This window comes from Vibrio sp. Vb1166 (assembly GCF_033338695.1).
In the GTDB taxonomy this organism is placed as follows: domain Bacteria; phylum Pseudomonadota; class Gammaproteobacteria; order Enterobacterales; family Vibrionaceae; genus Vibrio; species Vibrio alginolyticus.
In genome coordinates, this window is record NZ_JAWOTE010000012.1 from 118,656 (window position 1) to 142,595 (window position 23,940).

Annotated in this window: 20 protein-coding genes; 18 read left to right on the forward strand and 2 right to left on the reverse strand. The window is 36.3% G+C overall.

Annotated features, from left to right (window positions below; all coding sequences use genetic code 11):
* The 6 genes from R7E51_RS13985 to R7E51_RS14010 are packed head-to-tail and all read left to right on the forward strand — an operon-like array spanning position 1 to position 6,952.
* Positions 1-1,434, forward strand: a complete 1,434-nt coding sequence (locus R7E51_RS13985; RefSeq protein ID WP_206957948.1) for a lipopolysaccharide biosynthesis protein — start codon at positions 1-3, stop codon at positions 1,432-1,434.
* The gene (locus tag R7E51_RS13990; protein WP_206957946.1) at positions 1,435-2,550 is read left to right on the forward strand and encodes a DegT/DnrJ/EryC1/StrS family aminotransferase; all 1,116 of its coding nucleotides are present in this window, start codon (positions 1,435-1,437) and stop codon (positions 2,548-2,550) included.
* A complete protein-coding gene (locus R7E51_RS13995) occupies positions 2,547-3,812 on the forward strand; it encodes a polysaccharide pyruvyl transferase family protein (protein WP_206957944.1) in 1,266 nt (421 codons plus the stop codon). Before R7E51_RS13990 ends, R7E51_RS13995 begins: the two co-directional genes overlap by 4 nt.
* Before the next feature lie 18 nt (positions 3,813-3,830).
* Positions 3,831-5,099, forward strand: a complete 1,269-nt coding sequence (locus R7E51_RS14000) for an ATP-grasp domain-containing protein (RefSeq protein WP_206957942.1) — start codon at positions 3,831-3,833, stop codon at positions 5,097-5,099.
* Positions 5,084-6,142: a glycosyltransferase family 2 protein gene (locus R7E51_RS14005; RefSeq protein ID WP_005384828.1), complete on the forward strand. Its 1,059-nt coding sequence runs from the start codon at positions 5,084-5,086 to the stop codon at positions 6,140-6,142. Before R7E51_RS14000 ends, R7E51_RS14005 begins: the two co-directional genes overlap by 16 nt.
* Before the next feature lie 45 nt (positions 6,143-6,187).
* On the forward strand, positions 6,188-6,952 hold the full coding sequence (locus tag R7E51_RS14010; protein ID WP_206957940.1) for a glycosyltransferase family 2 protein: 765 nt from the start codon (positions 6,188-6,190) through the stop codon (positions 6,950-6,952).
* Positions 6,953-7,061: 109 nt separating this feature from the next.
* Here R7E51_RS14010 and R7E51_RS14015 read toward each other — a convergent pair whose 3' ends face one another.
* Positions 7,062-8,069 carry a sugar transferase gene (locus R7E51_RS14015; RefSeq protein WP_017820724.1) on the reverse strand — a complete coding sequence of 336 codons (1,008 nt, stop codon included), beginning with the start codon at positions 8,067-8,069 and terminating at the stop codon, positions 7,062-7,064.
* A gap of 239 nt (positions 8,070-8,308) precedes the next feature.
* The gene (locus R7E51_RS14020; RefSeq protein ID WP_025768337.1) at positions 8,309-9,625 is read right to left on the reverse strand and encodes an MBL fold metallo-hydrolase; all 1,317 of its coding nucleotides are present in this window, start codon (positions 9,623-9,625) and stop codon (positions 8,309-8,311) included.
* A gap of 1,146 nt (positions 9,626-10,771) precedes the next feature.
* On the opposite strand from R7E51_RS14020, the gene wecA reads away from it, so the two are divergent.
* The 12 genes from wecA (at position 10,772) to galU (ending at position 23,921) form a co-directional block, all read left to right on the forward strand.
* On the forward strand, positions 10,772-11,848 hold the full coding sequence (gene wecA, locus R7E51_RS14025; RefSeq protein WP_206225452.1) for a UDP-N-acetylglucosamine--undecaprenyl-phosphate N-acetylglucosaminephosphotransferase: 1,077 nt from the start codon (positions 10,772-10,774) through the stop codon (positions 11,846-11,848).
* 12 nt (positions 11,849-11,860) lie between these two features.
* The gene (locus R7E51_RS14030; RefSeq protein WP_206225453.1) at positions 11,861-13,108 is read left to right on the forward strand and encodes an oligosaccharide flippase family protein; all 1,248 of its coding nucleotides are present in this window, start codon (positions 11,861-11,863) and stop codon (positions 13,106-13,108) included.
* Complete coding sequence (locus R7E51_RS14035; RefSeq protein ID WP_206225454.1) at positions 13,077-13,979, forward strand: ATP-grasp fold amidoligase family protein; 903 nt, start codon at positions 13,077-13,079, stop codon at positions 13,977-13,979. Before R7E51_RS14030 ends, R7E51_RS14035 begins: the two co-directional genes overlap by 32 nt.
* Positions 13,960-15,183, forward strand: a complete 1,224-nt coding sequence (locus tag R7E51_RS14040; protein WP_206225455.1) for a hypothetical protein — start codon at positions 13,960-13,962, stop codon at positions 15,181-15,183. The genes R7E51_RS14035 and R7E51_RS14040 overlap by 20 nt, the downstream gene beginning before the upstream one ends.
* Positions 15,176-16,048 carry a glycosyltransferase family 2 protein gene (locus R7E51_RS14045; protein ID WP_206225456.1) on the forward strand — a complete coding sequence of 291 codons (873 nt, stop codon included), beginning with the start codon at positions 15,176-15,178 and terminating at the stop codon, positions 16,046-16,048. The genes R7E51_RS14040 and R7E51_RS14045 overlap by 8 nt, the downstream gene beginning before the upstream one ends.
* Before the next feature lie 31 nt (positions 16,049-16,079).
* The gene (locus R7E51_RS14050; protein ID WP_206225457.1) at positions 16,080-16,964 is read left to right on the forward strand and encodes a glycosyltransferase family 2 protein; all 885 of its coding nucleotides are present in this window, start codon (positions 16,080-16,082) and stop codon (positions 16,962-16,964) included.
* Between the two features lie 97 nt (positions 16,965-17,061).
* Positions 17,062-17,826, forward strand: coding sequence for a beta-1,6-N-acetylglucosaminyltransferase (locus R7E51_RS14055; RefSeq protein ID WP_206225458.1), 765 nt, complete (start codon positions 17,062-17,064; stop codon positions 17,824-17,826).
* Positions 17,826-18,782, forward strand: a complete 957-nt coding sequence (locus R7E51_RS14060) for a polysaccharide pyruvyl transferase family protein (RefSeq protein ID WP_206225459.1) — start codon at positions 17,826-17,828, stop codon at positions 18,780-18,782. Before R7E51_RS14055 ends, R7E51_RS14060 begins: the two co-directional genes overlap by 1 nt.
* Positions 18,783-18,792: 10 nt before the next feature.
* Positions 18,793-19,605 carry a glycosyltransferase gene (locus tag R7E51_RS14065; RefSeq protein ID WP_169578733.1) on the forward strand — a complete coding sequence of 271 codons (813 nt, stop codon included), beginning with the start codon at positions 18,793-18,795 and terminating at the stop codon, positions 19,603-19,605.
* A gap of 5 nt (positions 19,606-19,610) precedes the next feature.
* Positions 19,611-21,710 carry a YjbH domain-containing protein gene (locus tag R7E51_RS14070; RefSeq protein WP_206225460.1) on the forward strand — a complete coding sequence of 700 codons (2,100 nt, stop codon included), beginning with the start codon at positions 19,611-19,613 and terminating at the stop codon, positions 21,708-21,710.
* 97 nt (positions 21,711-21,807) lie between these two features.
* Positions 21,808-22,974: a nucleotide sugar dehydrogenase gene (locus R7E51_RS14075; RefSeq protein ID WP_206957938.1), complete on the forward strand. Its 1,167-nt coding sequence runs from the start codon at positions 21,808-21,810 to the stop codon at positions 22,972-22,974.
* A 68-nt stretch (positions 22,975-23,042) separates the two neighbouring features.
* A complete protein-coding gene (gene galU / locus R7E51_RS14080) occupies positions 23,043-23,921 on the forward strand; it encodes a UTP--glucose-1-phosphate uridylyltransferase GalU (RefSeq protein ID WP_005397961.1) in 879 nt (292 codons plus the stop codon).
* The last annotated feature ends 19 nt before the right edge of the window (positions 23,922-23,940 follow it).

Sequence of the window (23,940 nt, forward strand, 5' to 3'; positions counted from 1 at the left end):
GTGAGTGATACTCAAAGTAAAGCCAAAGCCGGCTTAAAGTGGAGCGCTGTAGAAAGGATTTTAACACAAGCTATACAGTTGATAGTGATGTTGATATTAGGCCGAATATTAGGGCCTTCAGCATTTGGTCTCATAGCTATGTTAACAATATTTATCGCTATTTCTCAGACAATGGTTGATAGTGGTTTTAGCAGTGCGCTGATACGCAAACAAGATAGAAAAGAGGTCGATTTTTCGACTACTTTCTACTTCAATATCTTGGTTTCAATTTCCTGTTATATACTGCTCTTTGTTAGTGCTCCTTATATAGCATCTTTTTATGAGCAACCTACGCTCACTTTATTACTTAGAGTATTAGGCATTGGTGTGGTTATCAATGCTCTTGCTGTCGTACAAAGAGCGAAGTTAACTATAGAGGTGGACTTTAAGACTCAAGCGAAGGCATCTTTTCTGGCCGTAGTATTTAGTGCTGCAATTGCTATAACTATGGCTTATTTAGGCTATGGGGTTTGGGCTCTAGTCGCTCAAACGCTTTCTTTTTATGCGGTCAGTGCCATTACACTTAATATACTTTCGCCATGGATACCTAAAACTGGTCTCTCAAAAGAATCTTTCACTGAGTTATTTGGCTTTGGGTCAAAGCTTTTACTTTCAAGTCTAATAGATACTATTTATAACAATATCTATCAGTTAGTGATTGGTAAGTTCTTTACTGCAAGCCAACTTGGTTACTTCTCTCAAGCAAAGAATTTATCTCATATTCCATCACTAACTCTTACAACTATTATTCAAAGAGTTAATTATCCTTTATTAAGTAAAATACAAGATGATAATGAGAAGTTAGAGAGTGCTTATGTGTTAACGCTAAGACTATCTTCCCTTTTTATATTTCCTATCATCTTAGGTATAGGGTTAATATCCACTCCTTTAGTCAATATATTACTCGGTTCTGCTTGGGGCCCTACATCTGAACTAATCTCAATATTGTGTTTTGGATATATGCTATACCCCATCCATGCAATTAACCTTAACTTACTTCAAGTGAAAGGACGTTCAGATCTTTTTTTGAAATTGGAAATTATAAAGAAAACTTTAATAACGATTATTTTGTTTGTAACAATACCGTTAGGAATTAAGGCTATTACCATTGGAATGGTCGTTCAATCATACGTTTCTTTATGTATTAATACATATTATACAGGGAAGCTAACATCTTTGAGTTCCTCAAAGCAGCTTAGATTTCTCTTTCCAATTTGGAGTATAGCCATATTTAGTGCTTTAATATCATCTGTATGGTTCAACTTTTTAGATAGTGATATTTTTCAAATTATCATTGTTTTAAGTTCAGCACTATTTCTATACATTATCAGTATTAGAGTTATACAAAAAGACCTTTACTTGTATGTGGTGAACAACATTTTTAGGAAAAATTAAATGAAACCAATTACCGTCACCTCTCCACTTTTACCACCTTTAGAAGACTTTACTGCAAGCTTAGAAGACATCTGGGAACGGAAGTGGCTTACAAATAATGGGACTTATCATCGACAGTTAGAGCAAGCACTTTGTGAGTATCTAGGGGTTGAATATATCAGCCTTTTTTCAAATGGTACATTAGCGTTAGTGATCGCATTACAGGCTCTAGAGTTAGAGGGTGAGGTCATCACAACGCCTTATAGTTTTGTTGCTACCAGTCATGCGCTATTACTGAACAAACTTAAACCTGTATTTGTAGATGTTGACCCAGATACATTAAACCTTGACCCAGCCAAAGTTGAAGCAGCAATCACAGATAAAACTGTTGGAATTCTGCCAGTGCATGTTTACGGCACCCCATGTGAGCACTCTCGCTTACAGCAGGTTGCTGATAAGCATGATCTAAAGATCATATATGATGCTGCTCATGCGTTTGGTGTTGAAGAGAAAGGTTGCTCTGTCCTAAATTATGGTGACCTTTCTATCTTGAGCTTCCATGCTACTAAGGCTTACTCAACAATAGAAGGGGGAGCTGTCATTTGCCATACGAAAGAGATGAAAGAGAAGTTAGACAAGCTTAAGAGCTTTGGTTTTGACTCTGATATTGAAGTATCTCTAATTGCGCACAATGCAAAAATGAACGAAGTGCAAGCAGCTTTTGGTTTAGCAACCCTGAACATCATAGATGATGCCATTGCCCAACGAAAGTTCGTTGCAAACGAATATCGTAGTCAGCTACGAGGTGTTAAAGGCATCAGTTTTCCTAAAGAGTTGCCAGATGTTAAATACAACTACTCATACTTTCCAGTTTTTATTGATGAACAAGAGTATGGAGAATCTAGAGATTCTCTATTTTCAAAGCTTAAAGATAGTAATGTATTAGCTAGACGTTACTTTTACCCAATAATTACTGATTATGCTGCTTATAAGAACAATCCTGAAATTGAAATTGTGAGTGATGAGATATCTCGAGGCATTTCAAAAAAAGTAATTTGCCTACCATTACATCATGAGCTGTCGATAGCTGACATTAATAAAATTGTTGAAATTTGTAAAAGTGAAAATAAAAAATGAAAATTGCAATCACAGGCCCATTAGCAGATAGAAATCTTGGTGATTATGGGATGTTTATTAACAACCTTTACGATATTTCACCAAAAAATGAATTTGTGGTTTTTTCTTACAATAGTTCGTTTGTTGAGCAACTAAAGAATGATTATCTGAAAGAGTTTAGTATTGATTTTGTCGACGTTAAACTGTCAGACAAGAAAAAAGATAACCTCGGTCCGATTGAGCAACTAAAAAAATTAAGAAGAGTTCTATTGGGTAAAGAGAAATCTTACTATCCAACACCACTAGAACTTTTGAATCGTTGTACCAATATCTCTGCGATAGAAAAAGAGATTGAAAATTCAGATGTATTACTTGTTTCTGGAGGCGGCTATTTTAATGATTTATGGTTTGAGTGGACACGAAATGACGATCTCTTTAGAATCATTGTTCCTATTTTGATCGCTGCTAAGATGAATAAAAAAATTGTCTTTACCGCAAATGGATTTGGACCATTTGACAGCAGTAAACACTTCTATGAAATGATTTTTGCCGAGGCTAAAGATGCGATCATCACTAGCCGAGACCGTAAGTTATCTCCTACTTATCTATCTGATATCGGGGTTAAAGACATTACCTATCTACCTGATGACCTATACATAATCAATGATGGAATTAACCCAAGAGAACAATCTAAATCATCTAAATATGGTAAGTATGTAATTTTTGAGCAGTACGGAAACATCAATAAATTTAAAGAAAATATTGAGTCAATTCGCACATTGATTACATTCTTTAAAAACAAAGGAATAAATGTTGTTTTTCTCACTTTTGATGTCGATGAAAAAACAACAAGTTATTTAAAAGAAGAAATAAAGGAAGATAACTTCTTTATCTATGATTTTGAAACTGGGTATTTGAAAATTGATGAAGCGATTGAGCTAATTAAAAACTCTGAGTTAGTACTTTGTAATAGATATCATGCGTTAGTTTTATCCGTTACTAATCAGATACCCGTAATTAATGTAGTAAAACCAGTTTTTGATCTAAGATATTATTATAATAAAAATGCAGGATTGCTAGATAATGCATTTGAAGGAATGTACTTTAATTATAATGAGTATATGCAAGAGTCCTTATCTGGCGCTATTCAACATGTCATTGATAATTATGAACATATCGTTAGTTATCAAAGTTCATTATACGCATCAAGTGAGTTTTCTTCCAATAAAGATAAACTTGCGAACAAAAGAATTGAATTCTTTTCTACTCATTTCCAAGATTAAATACGATAGACTTTGATTATGATGAATGTTTTAGTTGTACCTTGTGGTACTGAAATTGCGCACGAAATTGTACGTTCTCTCAAAGATGTGAAAAATACCGTTGTTTTTGGTGCAAATGGCATCAAAGCCTATACAGAAATTCCGAGTGAGCGTGTTTCAAATAACATTCCTTTTATTGATGATGAAGGGTTTATTGAATCTATTGCTAGCCTCATTAAAGAATGGGGGATCACGCATATTATTCCAGCACACGACTCTGCAGCACTCAAACTATCAGAGTCTGCTCCAACACTATCTGCGAAAATTGTAAGCTCTCCTTATGAGACGAATATGGTGTGTCGTTCTAAAAAGTTGACATACGAGAGACTTACAAATGTTGTTAAAACGCCAAAGTTGTTTCAGCAGACTGATGAATTAGAGTTTCCACTTTTTGTTAAACCGGATGTCGGTCAAGGGAGTGTTGGGACAAGACTTGTTAGAGAAGAGAACGTTTTAGAACTCAATGATGATGAACTGTTATGTGAGTACCTGCCAGGCGAAGAGTTTACAGTCGATTGTGTTTCTAATCATCTAGGGGAACTTATCTTTGCAAGTGCTCGTAAGCGCAATCAAACTAGAAACGGCATTGCTGTAGAAACAGAACTTGTACAAGATCAAGAGCGCTTTAGAGAATTGGCTATTAAAATCAGTTCTACACTAGATCTTCGTGGTGGATGGTTTTTTCAGGTAAAAGAAGCAAAAGATGGCGAGCTTTGCCTTTTAGAGGTTGCGACCCGAATTGCGGGGTCAATGATTACTAGTCGATTCAATGGCATCAATTTCACTGAATTATCGTTACTTGTTTCAAACGACATTCCGATCTCTGTATCGAACAATAACCTCAATGTAAAAGTATATAGAAATCTTAATTTTCAGTTTGAAACTAACTTAGATTTCGATGTGATTTATACTGACTATGATGACTGTCTTCTTCTAGAAGAACGATTTATAAATTCGGAGTTAGTGAAAGTTATTTTCGAAGCAATTAATGCAGGTAAAAAAGTAAAACTTATCACTCGCCACGCTGGAAACCTTAAAGAGTCATTAGAAAAGTATCGACTGATAGGTTTATTCGATGAGGTTATTCATATTAAAGACAATGACTCGTTGAAATCAAACTTTATCTCAGATGAAAAAGCTATTTTTATTGATGACTCTTTCCGTGAGCGTAAAGATGTTTCGAGTCGATTAGGCATTCCGTGCTTCTCTGTTGATATGATTAGAGGTTTATCTTGTATAAGAAACTAAGTGCGCCAGCATCTGAAGAAAGAATCATTCGCTATTGGAAGCACACCGATAAAGTATATGTCAGTGTTGTTTGTCCTTGCTTTAATCAGGAAAATTACATTGCTGATGCCTTGGATAGTTTTCTGGCCCAACAATTGGACTACAAGTTTGAAATAGTAGTCCACGATGATGCTTCTACAGACGGTACACCCGAAATTTTAAAGGCTTATCAGAAAAAGTATCCTTCAATAATTCGGTTAATCTTACAAACAGAAAATCAGTACTCACAGCGAAAGCAAATCTCGACGATAGGCGTCTCTCATTCAAAAGGTGAATACATAGCCTTATGCGAAGGCGATGACTTTTGGGTCGATGAATTAAAACTGCAAAAGCAGTTATGCAGAATGATTGAAGAGCCAAAGTTTCAACTTTGCTATACGGCAGGTTATGGGCTGTATGGAGATGGTAGCTACAAAGACATATCCAAATTTAGTAATACAGAATGTATTGTTGACACCTCTCGCGTAATTAGGATGGGAGGCGCGGGTATGCCGACGCCATCTTTATTAATGAAGCGAGAGGTTATTGAATCCATGCCAACCTGGTTTCAAGAAGCTGCGCCGGTAGGGGACTTTTATATGCAAATTGTTGGTTCTAAGCCTGAAGGGGCTCTATTTTTACCTGATCAAACAGTTTGCTATCGTATTAATGCAGTTGGTTCTTGGTCTTCTGAGCGAAGTAAAATATCTGTTTCGAATACTCTAGATAATATGGCCAGACAGGAGAATGCAATTCGAGGCTGTCTATGTGATTGGCAAGATGAGAGTGATCTCAAATATGCACTTTCAGTTAACTTATATAACACAGCTTTTACTCTTGTGATAAATAAAGAGTATGCATATGTCAAAGATCTTATTGTATGTTCCTGGAATCTTTACCCCAATGCGCATCGAGTTCAAGCGATCTTATACAGAACTCGACATATACCAAATATAGCAACCTATGTTTTTAGACTCTATCAGAGATTAGGAACAAAAATAAAAGCTAGAAGAAAAAGTTGTTAAGAGACTAACGAAAAATTTTAGCTAACTAGTAAACGGTCTGAATAGATGCAGAATAACGAAGATGTAGTTTCTATTATCATGCCAACTTACAACTCTGAGCAAACGGTTGTAGAAAGCATTCAAAGTGTACTATCCCAAACTTATAAAAACTGGGAGCTTATAATAGTAGATGACAGATCTACCGATAATACTTGGCAAGTCATTCAAACATATGCTGATAAATACGATAACATTCGTGTATATCAGAACAAAGAAAACCTAGGTGCAGGAGCGAGCCGGAATTTTGCTATAAAAAAAGCAAGAGGGCGATTTATTGCTTTTTTGGATTCTGACGACCTTTGGACAGAAGACAAACTTGCAGAGCAAATTCCATTCATGCTGGAGAATAACTACCCACTCACATACACTCACTACAGCCGTTTTACTAGTGAAGAAGAGCTGAGTGTTGTAACTGCTCCCGAATATACAACGTATAAAAAACTTATGTACAGTAATGTTATCGGGTGCCTGACCGCCGTTTATGATACACGGGCACTCGGTAAGCGCTATATGCCTCTTATTCGTAAACGTCAGGATATGGGATTGTGGTTAGATATACTGAAAGATACTCCTAAAGCGTACTGTCTACCTAAGCCATTAGCAAAGTATCGGATGGATAGTGGTATGACAGCTAACAAATTTAGCGTTTTGTCATATCAATGGAAGTTTTACAGAGACGTAGTAGGCTTGAGCTTGCCAAGAAGCCTATTTACATTTTCTGTCTACGCCGTTAAAGGTACGATGAAACACCGAACTAAGCGCAAATCTTAGTTTCCTTAATCCTCGATAGAGCTTACAGAATATACACACAAAAAGAGCAGCGACCGTAAGGCGCTGCTCTTTTTATACCTGTGATTCGTTCGATTAACTTCGCCGTGTTTTAGCGACCCATCCCAAATAACACCGTTTTGACTGTAAGGAAAAGAATCTTCACTTCCATCATCCAGTTTTGGTGTTTGATATAGTAGACATCGTATTTATGCTTCCAAATAGCGTCTTCTACCGATGCGCCGTAAGGGTATTTTACTTGAGCTAGGCCAGTTACCCCAGGTTTAACGGCGTGACGAAAGCGATAGTAAGGAATGGCTTTTTCCAACTCAGAGATGAACACTTCACGTTCTGGGCGAGGGCCAACCATCGACATCTCTCCCTTTAGTACGTTGATTAACTGAGGGAGCTCATCAATGCGAGTTTTACGAATAAAACAGCCGACTTTCGTTACGCGCGCGTCATTTTTTGTTGCCCATTGGGCTCCGTTCTTTTCTGCATCGTTTCGCATCGAGCGAAACTTAATCACTTCAAACTCTTCATTATACTGGCCGGTACGACGCTGTTTAAAGAATACCGGACCTGGCGATTCAAGCTTAATGAGTAGTGCCGTAATAAGCCCTACTGGAATAGCAACCCATGACAGCATGAAGACAAACAACAGATCGATGAAGCGTTTTTGCCAGCTGTTCTTGCGATTAGAAAGGATAGAAAAAGCTTTTTGGTGTAAGAAGTAGCCGCTGTGCAAAAGCTCAGTTTCAGTATATCCGAGTGAACGGTCAAAATAGCTCACTAATGGCTCAACCCAAGCACCTAGCTCTGTCGCCGCGACAAGAAACGCTTGCTGTTCAGGATCTAGATGCGAGCTTTTGAAGTGGCAAAGCGTTTTGCTCTTGAAGTCTCTAAGAGAATAGTTATTAACCTGAGCATTAATCTCAGGATGCCTCTTAAGTACTTGAGCAATTTTTGCTTCGTCTTCTTTTGGACAGTAGATATAAAGGCAAGCATTTGATTCACTTGCGGATAACTCGTCCAATGCTGATGTTATGCTGATAGAATTATGCTTAGTTAATTCAGAAGCTTCTCGTTCTTGAAGCGTGTCGCTCATACTGTCTGTCATAGGAATGGAATAAGTTGTTATCGACTAGCCAATTGCTTACAAGTCGGCGATTATAATTTATTTCGTATAGAAATTATATCCCTGAATCCAGAACATGCTCATAACTTTGTTAATTTTCTTGAACCTGAGTCCTTGTTCATGACTTGTTTTTGAATCTTAACGTAATTATATCAATGAACTCGAAAAACTATGTTTGCGATATATTATATTGCATTGAAATTAAATGATTGTTCATTTCACTATATAACGCAGTTATATCCGAGGGTTATCAGTTGTTGATAAAGCGATCTTTTCGACTCCTGTTCACCATGAATAAGGTGAACTTCTTTCGGAGGAGTAGGGATACCAGAAACAAACTGTATTAAATCGTCCCTATCCGCATGTGCAGAGTAACCTGACATGGTATGTACTTGAGCCTCCACTCTAACGCGCCTTCCTTCAATCAGTATGTTCTCTTCTCCATCCTGAATTCGCCGACCTAACGTCCCTTCTGCTTGATAGCCTGCAAATAACACATCATTTCTTTTATCTGGCAGCAATGCTTCTAAATAATTGACGACACGTCCCCCTTCACACATACCAGAGGCCGCAACCACGATAGCAGCTTCTGCCGTGCTCGCGAGTCGATTGACGAGCTTTAAATGGTCAGTGTGGCTTTCGACGGTAATACATTGATCAAACGCAAGAGGGTGTCGGTGATGCTCGAGCCGCTCTTTCGCTTCAGCTCCCCAAAGCTTTTTAAATTGCCTATAGGTAGTAGTTACCTTTTTAGCCAAAGGAGAATCGAGAATAATAGGCAGAGAATCTTGCAAGGCGTGCTCATGAATAAGCTGCTCTATATCAAACAGTAACTCTTGAGTTCTCCCGACGCTAAAAGCAGGTATAACAATTACGCCACCATCCTGAAGTGCATGCTCAATAATAGAAAGCAATCGCCTACTGCGAGACTCAACATCTTCGTGAACTTTATTGCCGTATGTTGACTCGATAAACAAATAGTCAGCTTTTTCAGGCGATACCGGATCAGGTAGGAGAGGCGTGTTACGAGGTCCCAAATCCCCTGAGAACACAACAACTTCATTGTTTAATAAATGAAACTCAACATATGCAGACCCTAAAATGTGTCCTGCTGGTTGAAAGCGAAGAGAGGTATGTTCTTCTATCTCTATCCATTGGGAGTAAGAGCAAGGGCGAATAAGCGTTCGAATAAAATCGAGTACGTTTTCCCTTTGATGGCGCCTCATGCCTAACTGGAGCTTTAATCCATCTTCTAACATAAGCGGTACGAGCTCAGCAGTGGCTTCCGTACAGTAGATAGGACCCTTATAACCTGCAGCCAATAGCCAAGGTAGCCGACCAACATGATCGATATGAGAATGGGTTAGAACAACCGCTTTGAGATCAGAGATAGAAAAGTTGATATTCAAACTATCCTGCTGAGCATTATCTTGACCTTGTAGCAAACCACAGTCGATCAGCACACTTCCATTTTGTAATACGAGCTCGTGACAAGAGCCAGTAACCGTATTTTTCCCACCGTGGTGCAGTACTTTCATAACGAAACGACGCCTTTTCCTTTGTTAACCCACGCTTACGAGTATTTGCTTTTATATATAGCGACACCTCGCGACGTAAAGACGGCTCAGTCAATCGCGCAATGAACAAAGTAAGCAGAAAGTGGTGAATAAGTGAGCGTATTGTAGGCAAGGATAATGAGAGTAAGAAAACAGCAAAACCGAAAGTTTAGAGAGACTTAGATATTCGTCATAAATTTGACTGTGTAGCATTGCAACCTGTTGTGATGCAATTCATATTATTGCAACTATTTTCACTTAGGCTTCTGAGATTAACGCGCTAGCTACACAAACATCAGCTATGCCGGAAGGAGTTTAATAATTAGTAAGCCAACAAAAAAAGCGTCACGTTTATGGCGAGTTAAGTGTCAGAAAAAAGACATTTTTTTGCAAGCTTTTTACACGTTCTACTTTTAGTTGCAACGTGTTTACTATACAATTCGTCTCCTGTTTGGAAACGCAACCATTAAACACTACGTCTAAAACTTGCTTCTAGGAGCCAGACCTAGGGGCGGTAGCGTGCCCAAATCGTCTGTTGGCCTCTTTCCTACTAGAAAAGAAACCAAGCAAGATAATTTTTAATAATAATAAGCACCTAAGTGCATTTCTGGCAAGATTGATTTATAAAAAACGAGAACTATTACAAATTTATGTAATTCCCTTTTGTCAGAGGGACGCTCAAAGCTAACAAAGTGGCGAGCAAATGTTGGTTAGGCATAGGTTACAATTTAAATCTCCATTTCTCATACCTATCAAAACCAAATACTAGGTTTATAGAAGTACTTAACTACCGGTCCAAACCGTCAGTTAGTATGTTCAGCTTTGTATTTGGCCTGCCTATAAAAGGCTGAGAACCGATGGCCGTCACGAGCAGTGTTGGTGGAACTCAGTTACTTACATATTCAATATTAGAAATTAGCGTTTGCAATGCGTTACAACCCACGTTGGCTAATGTGGTTTTGTCACGCCCAAAAATCACCTGCTCATTCTTAGAGTTCGGCGTGTCTAGATACGAGCGAAGCAAGAATTAGCAGTATCGGACCTGTGATGCAATGGAATCCGTAAAGGGAATCAGTCGGATGCGTTATAGATTTACTTCAAACTTATTTAATAACACAGTTGGCTATCATGAATAATGCATATTTATTTGTATTTATTTTGTCGTTCGTTCTACTTTTTGTTATGCGCAAGGTTGCTAAGCGCGTAGGTCTAGTAGATAAACCCAATGCAAGAAAGCTCCACCAAGGAGTAGTACCCCTTGTAGGAGGCATCTCCATTTTCTCTACTATACTGGTCGGGTTCCTTCTGTTCCTACCAATGAATGACAACCTATCACTCTACTTATCTTGTTCGGCTGTGCTTATAGTGCTCGGCGCATTAGATGACTACTACGATGTAAGTTTCAAAATTCGTCTTATTATCCAAGCCGGAATATCCCTTGCGATGATTTACATCGGAGGCCACAGCTTACACGATTTAGGCTACTTAATGGGGAGCGAAACCATTGCCCTTAATGAAGTCGCTGGCGCAGTGATCACCGTTATTGCGGTAATAGGCGCAATTAACGCATTTAATATGGTTGATGGCATAGACGGCTTGCTGGGCGGGTTAGCCTCGGTCACCTTTACAGCATTAGGTATTGTGTTTGCCTACAACGGAAACGAATATTTAGCCACGATCTGTTTAATGATCGTGACTGCGATGCTTCCTTACATCTTCCTGAACTTAGGTTTCCCACTTGGTCGTCGCTTTAAAATCTTTATGGGTGATGCTGGCAGTATGTTTATCGGCTTTACAGTGGTCTGGATGCTGATTCGCGGCACGCAAGAACCAGGAGCGGTAGCCTTCAAGCCAGTCACAGCACTGTGGTTAATAGCTTTACCGTTGATGGACATGGCAACCATTATGATCCGTCGTATTCGTAAAGGTCAGTCACCATTCCAACCAGACAGAGAACATCTACACCATATTTGTCAGCGTATTGGGCTTTCTCCAGGTGCAACGTTAATTTTCATCTGTTCGATGGCATCAATTTGTGCTGCGGTAGGCTTATGGGCTGATTTTACTAATGTAAGTGAATCTACCATGTTCTTCGCCTTTCTAATTCTGTTTGCGTGCTACTTCTCTATGATTAGTCATATATGGAAAATTACTATTAAGCTCAAGAGAATATTCAATAGACCACCGGTAGCTGTAAGAGAGTAGAAGAAATATAGAATGAATAAGTTTTTAAAAAATGTGTTATTTGTTTTATCTGGAACAGTTGGTGCTCAAGCTATAGGGCTTTTAACTATCCCTATTATAACACGACAATATGGTCCTGAAGCCTTTGGTGTATTAGGGTTTGTTATGGCTATAACAAATATACTAAACCCCGTATCTGCATTGACTCTCCCATCATCTATCGTGATAGCAAGCGAGAGAGATATAGAAAAAATAAGCTCTTTATCTAAGTTTTTATCTTTAATATTAATGTTTTTGGTTCTAATTACAAGTGCTGGTTATATTGAATTATATAATGAAGAAAAAAAATATTTGTATTTACTTTTTTTTACTGTTTTTTTCTCGACCACCTATCAAATTGAACAAAATAAAATGATTAGAAACGGTAGCTTTGGGATTATTTCTAAAGCTGCTGTTTTATCTTCATTATTCATTAATCTACTAAAGGTATTGTTTGCTTTCGTATATCCTGAAGCAATAATTTTAGTATTTGTTTCAATCTTCACGCCACTGATGCAAACACTATTTATCACAGGAAATATTCGTAGAGCATTTATAAACTTTAGAGTTTCAAGATCTAATCTGTGTTTTTCAACTTTAAAAAGTTATAGAAACTTTCCTACATATAAATTCCCTCAGGTTCTACTAAACTCGATGACACAAAGCCTACCGGTGATTGTACTTGCTTCAAAGTTTGGGGTTGTATATGGCGGATATTATTCGTTATCAAGAATGGTTATTGGTGTCCCTATCAATTTATTAAATAAATCGGTAGGAGATGTGTTTTATTCACGAATTAGTCGGCTTAAAAGAGAAAAAAAAAGAATATTTCCAGAGCTAAGGAATGTGACATTAATTTTATTCATGTCAATGGTTATTCCATTTTTCGTTTTTTCACAAATAGCTCCTGAAATGTTTGTTTTTATTTTTGGTGAAGAGTGGGAAGTATCTGGTAATTATGCTGCTTGGATGTCAATGTGGCTCCTATTTGCTTTAATAAATCGCCCTTCTGTTGTAACCATTCAAGTTCTGAACCTGCAAAAAAATTATCTCTACTATGAAGCGACCACTATGCTTATTCGAACTGGTGTGTTTTATTACGTTGCAGTTACCTTTCAAGATCCTTTCTTTGCAGTTAAAGTTTTTTCTATAATTAGCTGCTTTGTTAATTTATTATTAATATCGTGGGTTTTCTCTAAGGCTATAAATAATGACAAGTGTTACATTGAAAGTATGGTTTAAAGAACTATTAAAGCATAAAATATTTAAAGGGTATTATTTTAAAAAAATTCACGGATATAAACTAAATTTAAATAATCCACAAACCTTCTCTGAAAAAATATTTTATAGGAAAAAGTTTGGTAATGAAAAAAATATGGCTATGGTAGCAGATAAAGTAGCAGTAAGGGATTATGTTAAAAGTAAAGTAGGTGACAGATACTTAATTGACCTCGTGGGTATTTTTGATAACTTAAATATAGAGCATTTTGATAATTTTCCTAAATCATTTGTAGTAAAAACAAACCATGGCAGTGGCCCTCATCATATAGAAATTGTTCCAGACAAATACTCATGTGACGTAGAAAAAATTGTAGAAAAGTTCATGTTGGCGAAAAAACTGGATAAAGGAAATTTTGATGAAGTTTTTTATACGAATATAGATAGAAAAATTTTAATTGAACAGTATATAGGGGAAAAAGAAAAAACGCCTAATGATTACAAGTTTCATTGTTTCAATAATGGTAAAGTATTTATTCAAGTTGACACGGATAGATACAATGGCCACTCTCGAGCTTTCTATGATGAGAATTGGAATAGGATAGGGGTAAAAATAAAGCCATCTATAAAAGAAGCTGAAGAAATATTAATACCTGACAATTTGGATGAGATGTTAACAGTTGCTAAGAAATTGTCTGAGGATTTTGATTATATTAGGGTCGACTTATATAATGTTGAGGGTAAGATCTACTTTGGAGAACTTACACAGACACATGGAGGGGGATTGGAAAGGTTTTCTTCGAAATCAGATGATACCGCGTGGGGACAGTATTGGAAGTTAGATCTAGATAACAGTTGGTTATATAAGGTTAAGCATGCATCTAAATCTCAATAAATTTAATGAACTTTCATTTAAGTTAGTTGCATTTATTTCCCTACCTTTATTAGTCGTCATAAGATTATTTTATTATCAAGGAATAATAAATATACCAAGTATATTTTCTGCAATTTATCTTGTGAAAATATTATTTTCTTTTTTTGCCACAATATATATTGTCAAGAATAGATGTTTCAATAGGAAATGGATGATTCTATGTAGTGTGGTTTTTGTTACATTTGCATTTAAATTAACATATAACTTTGATATGTATGGACATACACGAGGTGACTATAAATCGGCTTTCGAATACAACTTACCATACTTAGTAGATTATGTGTTTTACTTTTCATTGGGTTGTTATCTTTCCATATATAATCCAATCTCTGAAAGATTCAGATATTGGATTATATTTTTTCTATTTGCTATTATTATCGTAAACATTGATTTTTCAATGCTAAGGATAAATATTAATTCTTTTGTTTCACCTGATTTTCATTCTTCTTATATATGGTTTTCTGATATGATTGTTTTGACGACAATTATATATATGGTTGGCGAAGGGAAGAGTAGTAATAATTTTTACATATTGATTTTTCTTTGGGTCTTGTCATTTTTCTTAATATCAAGAACTGTTTTTATTTTACTTGGTTTAACGGTTTTTTTAAATCTTTCATTAAAGATTTTATATTCATATAACAAAAGAAAACTTACTCTGTTATTTTTTATTTTTCTATTTTTATGTATGTTCTTTTATTACTTTTATGGTGTTTCAATAATAGAAGGTAGTGGAGGGTTAGATTTATCAAACAATAGAATATACAAACTCTATTTATATGGTTTATCTAGTGATAGTTCCATGAATGAAAGGCAATTAATGTTTCTTTCTGGTATAAATGATATCGCAAATAATCCACTATTGGGTAGTTTTGGGGGGCAATTGTCCATTAACACTGATTATTGGCATGAACCTAGATGGGGGGCGTTTATACATAATATTTTTTCATACTATAGACAGTTTGGGTTAGTCCCATTCTTAGCTATTAACATACTGGTTTTAATGGGAGTTTTTTCATTATATAAATTCGAAAAATTTGGTTTGTTATTTTTTGGGTTTGTTTTTTTTGCTATAGAATTATATGTTTTCAGGTCTTTTACTTCACCATATGTGTATGTATTTATTGGTTATGTTTCAAATAAAAGGATTGTAGGTAGTGGATAAAGAAAAATATACTATCTCTGTTATTATACCTCACTATAATTCATTTGACTATTTAATTAACTTGATTTCTACAATTCCGGAAAATGAAAAAATACAGATAATTGTCGTTGATGATAATAGTAGTGATTTTAACCCAGAACTAATAAAGAGAAAGAATTTAACTTTGTTGTTTAATGACAGTAAAGGAGCTGGATCTGCTAGGAACTTAGGGCTTTCTCAAGTTAAATCAAGGTGGGTGGTCTTTGCTGATGCTGATGATTACTTTACCCCTGATGCATTTAATATTATCTTAAATGATGTCGAAAATTATTCCAATTGTGAATTGCTGTATTACGAACCATTAAGCTTTAATATTTTGAATAACAATACAGGAAGGCGACATCGGTACTACGAAAAACTAATCAAAAATTTTTTATGTAGTAATGATTACAATAGTCTAATGGATTTGAAAACAAAGTTTAATGTTCCTTGGTCTAAGGTGATAAGTAATAAGTTAATTGAAAAAAATAATATTATTTTTGATGATGTAATGTATTCAAATGATGTCATGTTTTCTGTTAAGTCGGGTGTCTTATCTAAGAATATTCACGTTTCTAAAAAGCATATTTATGTGGTTACAGAAACATCTAACTCTTTAACTCAGAACAATACTATAGCTTCTTTAATATGCAGGTATAACGTTGCTATAAGAGTAAATAGTTATTTAATAAATAAAAATCTTAAAGATTTTCAAATGCCATTGATATCATTCTTTTTTAAGTGTTGTAAAATTAATTTAATCAAAGCACTTCCTCTACTTTTTGATATTTTGTTAAAAAGACAAAAAATAATGCCAAATAAATGGATGAAGAAATTGATAGGCTAATCTAATAGTTTATTGTATGAGGTATGATAGTTTGTTTTCGGTAGTAATTGTTACAAAAGATAGAACTGAATTATTATTTAGAGCTATTAAAAGTGTTTTAAACAGTAAATTAAAACCTTTAGATATAGTTGTTGTTAATGACGGAGGTACTCCGCCAGATTTGACTAGTATAGATTTTTATGGTGTAAGGATAAAACTAATAAATAATCCTGAGTCGAAAGGAGCTAATTTCAGTAGGAACCTTGCTATAGAAGAAAGTTGTTGTGATATAGTCTTTTTGTTAGATGATGATGACGCGTTCTCTGAAAACCCATTTGAAAAACGATTAACAATGATGACTTCAGATGAAAATATAGGATTATCTTATACTGGTGCAAGAGTTGTAAAATCAAATAGTCTAGAAAATATTTCACGAACTATTCGACCTAAGAAGTTTAAAGACGTATTCTATGAATTACTTAGCCAGGGTAATGTGATTGGATCTACATCTAGAGTTGCAATTAGAAAAGAACATTTTTTTAAAGCAGGTAAGTTTAATGAAGATTTAGCTTGCCTTCAGGATTATGATCTTTGGATAAGACTTGCTAAAATATCAAGTGTATATAGTGATGAGCAAGTCAATACTATATATACTATTCATGATAATAAGAATCAAATTAGCTCTAACTATAAAAAATACTTAAGTACAGGTATAGTTATTCGAGATAGCCTTGCTCAGGAATTAATAAGCCTCAATTTATTCAATAAGTTCACTTCAAGTATATATTTAAGAGCATCAATCTCAGCTTCGTCTTCATCATATAGATACCAAGTATACTATGCTCTTTTGTCTTTTATTAAACATCCTACAATAAAAAGTTTGATCTTTTTAGGGATACCTGGAAAGATTCTAAAAAAGGTCATTAATTATGTATAGGAAAGAGCACTGTTTTTTATTACAAATACATAAAGATACTGATCACGTTAGGAACTTGATTGACTTGTTATCAAAATACGCTGATGTATTTATACATATGGATTTAAAATCTGAAAATGATTATTTATCGTTATCTTATTGGAGTGATACTAATGATTTGAAAAATGTTTTCTTTACTAAAAATCGTATAGATGTTAAATGGGCTCATTACTCTCAAGTACTGGCTACCATTAACTTACTGAGAGCTTCAAGAGATCATGGATTTTATGAAAGTTATACATTGTTAAGTGGTGATTGTTTTCCCGTTAAGGCCGTCTCAAAATATTTTCATTATCTTGATGAGAATAAAAACAAAAATTTTTTTAGCGTAAGCTCGATCAATGAATGTCGTAAAAGAGTTGATGCAATACACCTTTTTGTTTTTTCTCCTATTTTTAGACATAGCCTAGTTTTAAGGAAGTTCTCTCTTTTCCTATCCAAGGCATTATATTCAATTGGAATTAAGAATAGACATTACTTAAATTACGATATAGTTAAAGGTTCTCAGTGGTTTACTATTACGAAAGAGTTTGTCGATTTCTTGCTTGATTCGTGTTTAGAAGTAAAGAATATAAATCAGTTGAAATTTTCAAATTGTATCGATGAGGTTTTTTTTCAAACTATTTTATTTAATAGTAAATTTAAAAACACTATTATTAGATCAAATCTACGTTCAGTTAACTGGAAGTGTGGAAATAGCCCTGAATTTTTTACCCACAATGAGCTGAATTTTAACTCATCTGTTTATTTTGCTAGGAAAATAGATACTAGCGATATCTTGATTAAGAATAAGATAAAAGAAGAATTATTAGAGAAAGTATAATGGATAAAATATCAAAACTTTTAGATCCTATTGTTAAATTAATAGAAGATAAGTCCAATGTGGTATATTTAGAGTATCCATGTTATCTAAATGTCGGAGATTTACTAATATATCATGGTGCTGAGGTGCTTCTCAAAGAGAATTCTATAAACCCAAGATATAGATGTAATTATGAAGAATATAGCTTGGATAAACTTAGGACAAAAATCGATGAGAATACAACTATAATTTTTCAAGGTGGCGGAAACTTCGGTGACTTATATACAGGGAAACAGTCAATGAGGGAAGATGTTGTCAGGAACTTTCCAAAAAATAGAATAATAATATTCCCCCAAACAATTCACTTTGAAAATGAATTTAATATGAATAAGTCAATTGATTTGTTTAAATCCCACAACGATGTTCATATATGCTGTAGAGATAGTATGAGTGAGATAACGTTCAAGAGGTTTACACCGTATGTTTATCAATTTCCTGATACCGCGCACAAATTAATTGGTCAATTAGATTTGTCTGACAGAATAGAAAGCAGTTTGTACTTTATTAGAAATGATAAGGAGAAAATGTCAAAAGAATATAATTCAAAGTATTTAAATGGAAAAGAAAAATATATTGATTGGAAAGATGTATTACAACCACAAGACTACTTTATACAACTTTTACTATCAAGGCTATCGTCGTTTAATAAGCATTTTCAATCCGATAAATTAAACGTGATAATTTGGAGGTTCTGGTTTTGGTATTCCAAGAAATTAATTAATCGTTGCTCGAGATTTTTTTCAAAATATGACTCTATTGTCACTTCTAGACTTCACGGACATATACTTACTTGTTTAGTTGGTCGACGAAGTAAAGTGATTGATAATGTTTATGGAAAAAATAGCCGTTATTGTCGTGCATGGACCAGTCATTTAGATAACGTTGAGTTTGAATCTTTTGATGAAATTTCAAAATGAGAACGAAGCTATGAAAAGAGATGTTGCGGTCATAATGAGTGTATATAAATCTGATTGTCCAGATAAGTTTAAAGAAGCTGTATCCAGTGTTTTATATCAATCTTATGTTTGTGATTTATATATATATCAAGATGGTGAAATCCCTAAACGTCTGAAATCAGAGGTGGATAAAATAAGTGAACTTGCCAATGTTTATATTTTTAGTTCAAATGTGAATAAAGGTCTGGCTCATGGGTTGAACTATCTCATCGATAAATCTCTGCGTAGAAACTATATGTATGTTGCAAGGATGGATAGTGACGATATTTCTCATGCGACTCGAATAGAACGACAGGTTAATTATTTCGAATTAAATCCTGAAGTTGATGTGCTCGGTACTTCATGTAAGGAGTTTGGAGCACCATACGCCTTGGAAGAAAAGCATCTACCTAAAGATCACAAGTCACTCTGTAGCTACAGTGTGACGCGCTGTCCGTTTATTCATCCAACTGTTATGTTTAGAAGTCGTGTTTTTGAAAGAGGTTTTAGATATCCACAAAATACCACTTTAACCGAAGACATGGCTTTATGGTTCGAGCTTTTAAAAGCAGGTTTTATTTTTGGGAATATTAATGAAGTTCTGCTAGATTACCGATTAAATGAATCAACGCTTTCTCGAAGGAGAGGAATAAAAAAGGCGTTAAGTGAATTTAATATTAGGTTTAAGTATATGGTATCTCTTAATGAGGTTAGCGCTAGGAATATATTTTTGATAGCATCAAGAATTTTCTTTCATTTGTTACCACCAAGAGCTCTTAAGTTTGCATACTCTAAACTTAGGTGATTCGTATGAATAAGTTAACTTCAATTGTTTTTATCCTAGTTTGTTTTAGCTTTGGTAGTTTGGCAGAAGAAAACGACATTTTTAACACGCCATCAAATCAGGCTTTTACGGGGATTTATTTTACTCCCAATGCTCAAGTCCAAGGTGTAAATACATTATCATTCAGTTTTTCTGAAGGTGTACCCTGGAAAGGGGACGTTGAAAGCCTAGATTCAATAAACTTGTCTCTAGGTTTATTCGACGGTTTAGAGGTATCTACTCGTATAGTAACTTATGATTATCATTCTAACTGCTTTACTAGTGGTTGCGGTGGTATTCGAGACTTGTCATTCTCGTATAAGTATCAGATATCTAATTTGCTTTCGTTTGATGCTTTGGGTCTCGCTATTGGAATGCAAGATATAGGTGGTTCAGCAAACCACTTTAACACCAGCTACGTAGTCGGCGATTATTCATTTGATAACACTTCGTTGCGTATATCAGCTGGCTATGGTGTCTCCAATTTAGAAAATGACATTCACGTTTTGGATGGTGTTTTCGGGGGGGTTGAATACCAACCTTTCGACTTTGTTCAACTAGTAGGAGAGTACGATTCAGTAGAATTCAACTCTTCTATAAAAGTGTTTACTCCCGATAATCTATTGCCTAACGATATAACCGCCTCATTAAGCTACCAGATTTATTCTGGTCATGAATCGGATGGTTCGAGCGTTTGGAATGCTGCACTCTCGATTCCATTGATAACGGAATACTCTCGCTCTCGCGACTACGCGAAGAATAATATGACGTTAATGGATCGTTTAGTCGTTGAGCAAAACAAAGCACAACAAACGTCAATTTCCTCTTTGGTTAGTGCGTTAAAAAATGAAGGCTTCGTTAATGTTCAAGTTGGCGTATCAAATGACAAAGTTGTGGTGGCTTTAGAGAACCGTCGATACAACCATAATCAAGCAGATGGGCTAGGTGTGGCTCTGGGGATTGTATCGAGTCATTTTGGTCAAAATGCAGCGCAAGATATTGGCGCTGCATCGGATCAATTTGAACTTGTGATGCTTGCCAACCAAAAACCAGTGGTCAGCGTTTTGTCTAACTCTAACTGTTATCAAAGATTTGTCAATGGTAGCGCATCTTGTGATGACATTCAGTTTATCACGCGCGATTTGTCGGAAAGATTAGACATGGTTGCTTGGAAAACGGAACGAGTTAATTCAGGCACTTTAGATTCGCAGATCGTATTTTCCCCTATGGTAAGGCATGGCGTAGCAACCGAGTACGGTGTGTATGATTACTCTTTTGCCATGTCCAGTAACTTATATACCTACCTATGGTCTGGTGCGGCAATTGATGTTCGTCATATTTTACCTTTAGCAGAAAGTGATGATTTTGAAGAGGGTGGGTATTTCGAAGACAGCGTATACGAGAACGAGATTGAGCGTGCAATGGTACATCAGTTCTTCCGTTTGCCATATGTCGATATAGCCAACCAAGTATCTCTAGGCTTGGTTAAGTCGGATTATATCGGTGCGCGTAGTGAATCAGCTTGGTTCTCTCAATCGGGCAACCATTGGTTGGGATTAGAGATGAGCTATTTCCAACATCAAGACGAAAAAGACAAAAATGGTTATGCGAACCCAGATCGCCAAACCTTTTTAACTCGTTACACATTCTCTATGCCAGAGTGGGATTGGCAGTTTAACGCAACTGCTGGCGAGTTTTGGAAAGGGGATGTTGGTGCAAAATTCACGACATCACATTGGTTTGAAGACATAGAAGTATCCGCAAGTTATCAGGTGACGAAGTTTAACGATACAGACGAAGAGCAGTTTGTCACTGTGTCGGTAAAGCTGCCATTAACGCCGTGGCGTGATATGTCGCCGAGTGTGATACAAGTTCGTGGTAACGAGGCTTATGATTTCAACGTTACGACACGAGTTGGCAATGATTATAATAACTTAGCGGCAGGCCAAGGGGATGAACTCGTGATGGATAATAGTATGCTTCGCCGCTACTTTAACCGAGGCCGTTATGGTCAAGAGTACTTTGAGCAGAACAAGCTGCGCATTCGCAATGCTTATTTGCGTTACTTGGGTACTCAATTGAATTAAGTTGTGTTGCTAGTTAGGTTTTGAGTTAATCACTGTACTCTACCGAGAGTGCAGGTGTTTTGATATGCTAGCGTCAGTTAAATAATAGGAAATAAAAATGAAAATTGCTGTAGCAGGCACGGGCTACGTCGGTTTGTCCAATGCCATGTTATTGTCACAAAACCATGAGGTTGTGGCGGTTGATATTATCCAAGAAAAAGTGGACTTGTTGAATGACAAGAAATCTCCAATTGTTGATGCGGAAATCGAACATTTTCTTGCAAACAAAGAGCTCAACTTTGTCGCGACGCTAGATAAAGAGCTGGCTTACAAAGGCGCAGAGTTTGTTGTTATTGCCACACCAACGGATTATGACCCTCAAACGAACTACTTTAATACTTCTTCAGTTGAAGCAGTGATTAAAGATGTGATGGCAATTAATCCAGATGCAGTTATGGTGATTAAGTCGACTGTACCTGTGGGTTATACTGCGCGTATTAAAGAGGAGCTCGGTTGTCAGAATGTTATGTTCTCTCCAGAGTTTCTTCGTGAAGGTAAAGCACTTTACGATAACCTCCACCCGTCTCGCATCATCGTTGGTGAGCGTAGCGAACGTGCAGAGAAGTTCGCTAACCTTTTAGTTGAAGGTGCGGTAAAAGAAGACATCGCGGTTCTGTTTACTGACTCTACAGAAGCAGAAGCGGTTAAGTTGTTTTCAAACACGTACCTTGCAATGCGCGTGGCTTACTTTAATGAGCTGGATTCTTATGCTGAAGCACATAACCTTGATGCGCGCCAAATTATTGAAGGTGTAGGCCTAGACCCTCGTATTGGTAACCATTACAACAACCCTTCATTCGGTTACGGCGGGTACTGCTTGCCGAAAGATACAAAGCAGCTGTTAGCAAACTACCAGGATATTCCAAATAACATTATCGGAGCGATTGTTGATGCAAACCGCACTCGTAAAGATTTTGTCGCAGAATCTATTCTCAAGCGAGAACCAAAAGTCGTGGGTATTTACCGCTTAATTATGAAAGCTGGTTCAGATAACTTCCGCGCTTCGTCTATTCAAGGCATTATGAAGCGCATTAAGGCAAAAGGCATCGAAGTCGTGGTGTATGAGCCAGTACTTAAGGAAGATGAGTTCTTCCACTCTGCTGTTATCCGCGATATTGAAGAGTTCAAACAAATGTCTGATGTTATTGTTTCTAACCGCATGGTTGAGGAACTTGCTGATGTGGCTGATAAAGTTTACACCCGCGACCTATTTGGTAGCGATTAATTAGTCTTTATATTCAAAATAATGTAATAGGCTCCCTTAGAGGAGTCTTTTTTTAGTTGGTAATGGTTATGATTAAAAAATGTTTATTCCCAGCAGCAGGTTACGGTACACGTTTCCTTCCTGCAACTAAGTCGATGCCGAAAGAAATGATGCCAGTGGTGAACAAGCCATTAATTGAATACGGTGTTGAAGAAGCCATTGAAGCCGGTATGGACGGTATGTGCATCGTCACCGGTCGTGGTAAGCACTCGTTAATGGATCACTTTGATAAAAACTATGAGTTAGAGCATCAAATTAGCGGTACAAGTAAAGAAGCGCTGCTTGATGATATTCGTTCTTTGATTGATTCTGCGAGTTACACTTACATTCGTCAGCGTGAAATGAAAGGCTTAGGTCACGCTATTCTTACGGGACGTGAACTGGTCGGTGATGAACCGTTTGCTGTTGTGCTCGCGGATGACCTATGTGTGAATGAGGACAAAGGCGTTCTAGCGCAAATGGTTGAGCTGTACAAACAGTTCCGCTGTTCAATCGTTGCGGTACAAGAAGTGCCGGAATCAGAAACGCATAAATACGGTGTGATTGCTGGCGAGATGATCAAAGATGATATCTTCCGCATTGATAACATGGTTGAAAAGCCAGAGCCAGGTACTGCACCTAGCAATCTAGCGATTATTGGTCGCTATATTCTGACACCTGATATCTTTGAACTGATTGAAAATACAGAGCCAGGTAAAGGTGGTGAGATTCAAATCACCGATGCGCTGATGCAACAAGCTCAATCTGGTTGTGTTTTGGCATACAAATTTAAAGGTCAACGCTTTGATTGCGGTAGTGTAGAAGGCTACATTGAAGCTACAAATTACTGCTACGAGAACCTTTATAAGAAAGATTCCAGTGCGGAGCTAGCGAAAAAGCCAACCGTGAAAATTGCCGAGCCAGCGTAAGTCGGAACTTCCTATTAGG

Coding starts and splice junctions, on each gene's coding strand:
- R7E51_RS13990 (WP_206957946.1), top strand. CDS start 1,435: ATGAAACCAATTACCGTCACCTCTCCACTTTTACCACCTTTAGAAGAC.
- R7E51_RS13995 (WP_206957944.1), top strand. CDS start 2,547: ATGAAAATTGCAATCACAGGCCCATTAGCAGATAGAAATCTTGGTGAT.
- R7E51_RS14000 (WP_206957942.1), top strand. CDS start 3,831: ATGATGAATGTTTTAGTTGTACCTTGTGGTACTGAAATTGCGCACGAA.
- R7E51_RS14010 (WP_206957940.1), top strand. CDS start 6,188: ATGCAGAATAACGAAGATGTAGTTTCTATTATCATGCCAACTTACAAC.
- R7E51_RS14015 (WP_017820724.1), bottom strand. CDS start 8,069: ATGACAGACAGTATGAGCGACACGCTTCAAGAACGAGAAGCTTCTGAA.
- R7E51_RS14020 (WP_025768337.1), bottom strand. CDS start 9,625: ATGAAAGTACTGCACCACGGTGGGAAAAATACGGTTACTGGCTCTTGT.
- wecA (WP_206225452.1), top strand. CDS start 10,772: ATGAATAATGCATATTTATTTGTATTTATTTTGTCGTTCGTTCTACTT.
- R7E51_RS14030 (WP_206225453.1), top strand. CDS start 11,861: ATGAATAAGTTTTTAAAAAATGTGTTATTTGTTTTATCTGGAACAGTT.
- R7E51_RS14035 (WP_206225454.1), top strand. CDS start 13,077: ATGACAAGTGTTACATTGAAAGTATGGTTTAAAGAACTATTAAAGCAT.
- R7E51_RS14040 (WP_206225455.1), top strand. CDS start 13,960: ATGCATCTAAATCTCAATAAATTTAATGAACTTTCATTTAAGTTAGTT.
- R7E51_RS14055 (WP_206225458.1), top strand. CDS start 17,062: ATGGATTTAAAATCTGAAAATGATTATTTATCGTTATCTTATTGGAGT.
- R7E51_RS14060 (WP_206225459.1), top strand. CDS start 17,826: ATGGATAAAATATCAAAACTTTTAGATCCTATTGTTAAATTAATAGAA.
- R7E51_RS14065 (WP_169578733.1), top strand. CDS start 18,793: ATGAAAAGAGATGTTGCGGTCATAATGAGTGTATATAAATCTGATTGT.
- R7E51_RS14070 (WP_206225460.1), top strand. CDS start 19,611: ATGAATAAGTTAACTTCAATTGTTTTTATCCTAGTTTGTTTTAGCTTT.
- R7E51_RS14075 (WP_206957938.1), top strand. CDS start 21,808: ATGAAAATTGCTGTAGCAGGCACGGGCTACGTCGGTTTGTCCAATGCC.
- galU (WP_005397961.1), top strand. CDS start 23,043: ATGATTAAAAAATGTTTATTCCCAGCAGCAGGTTACGGTACACGTTTC.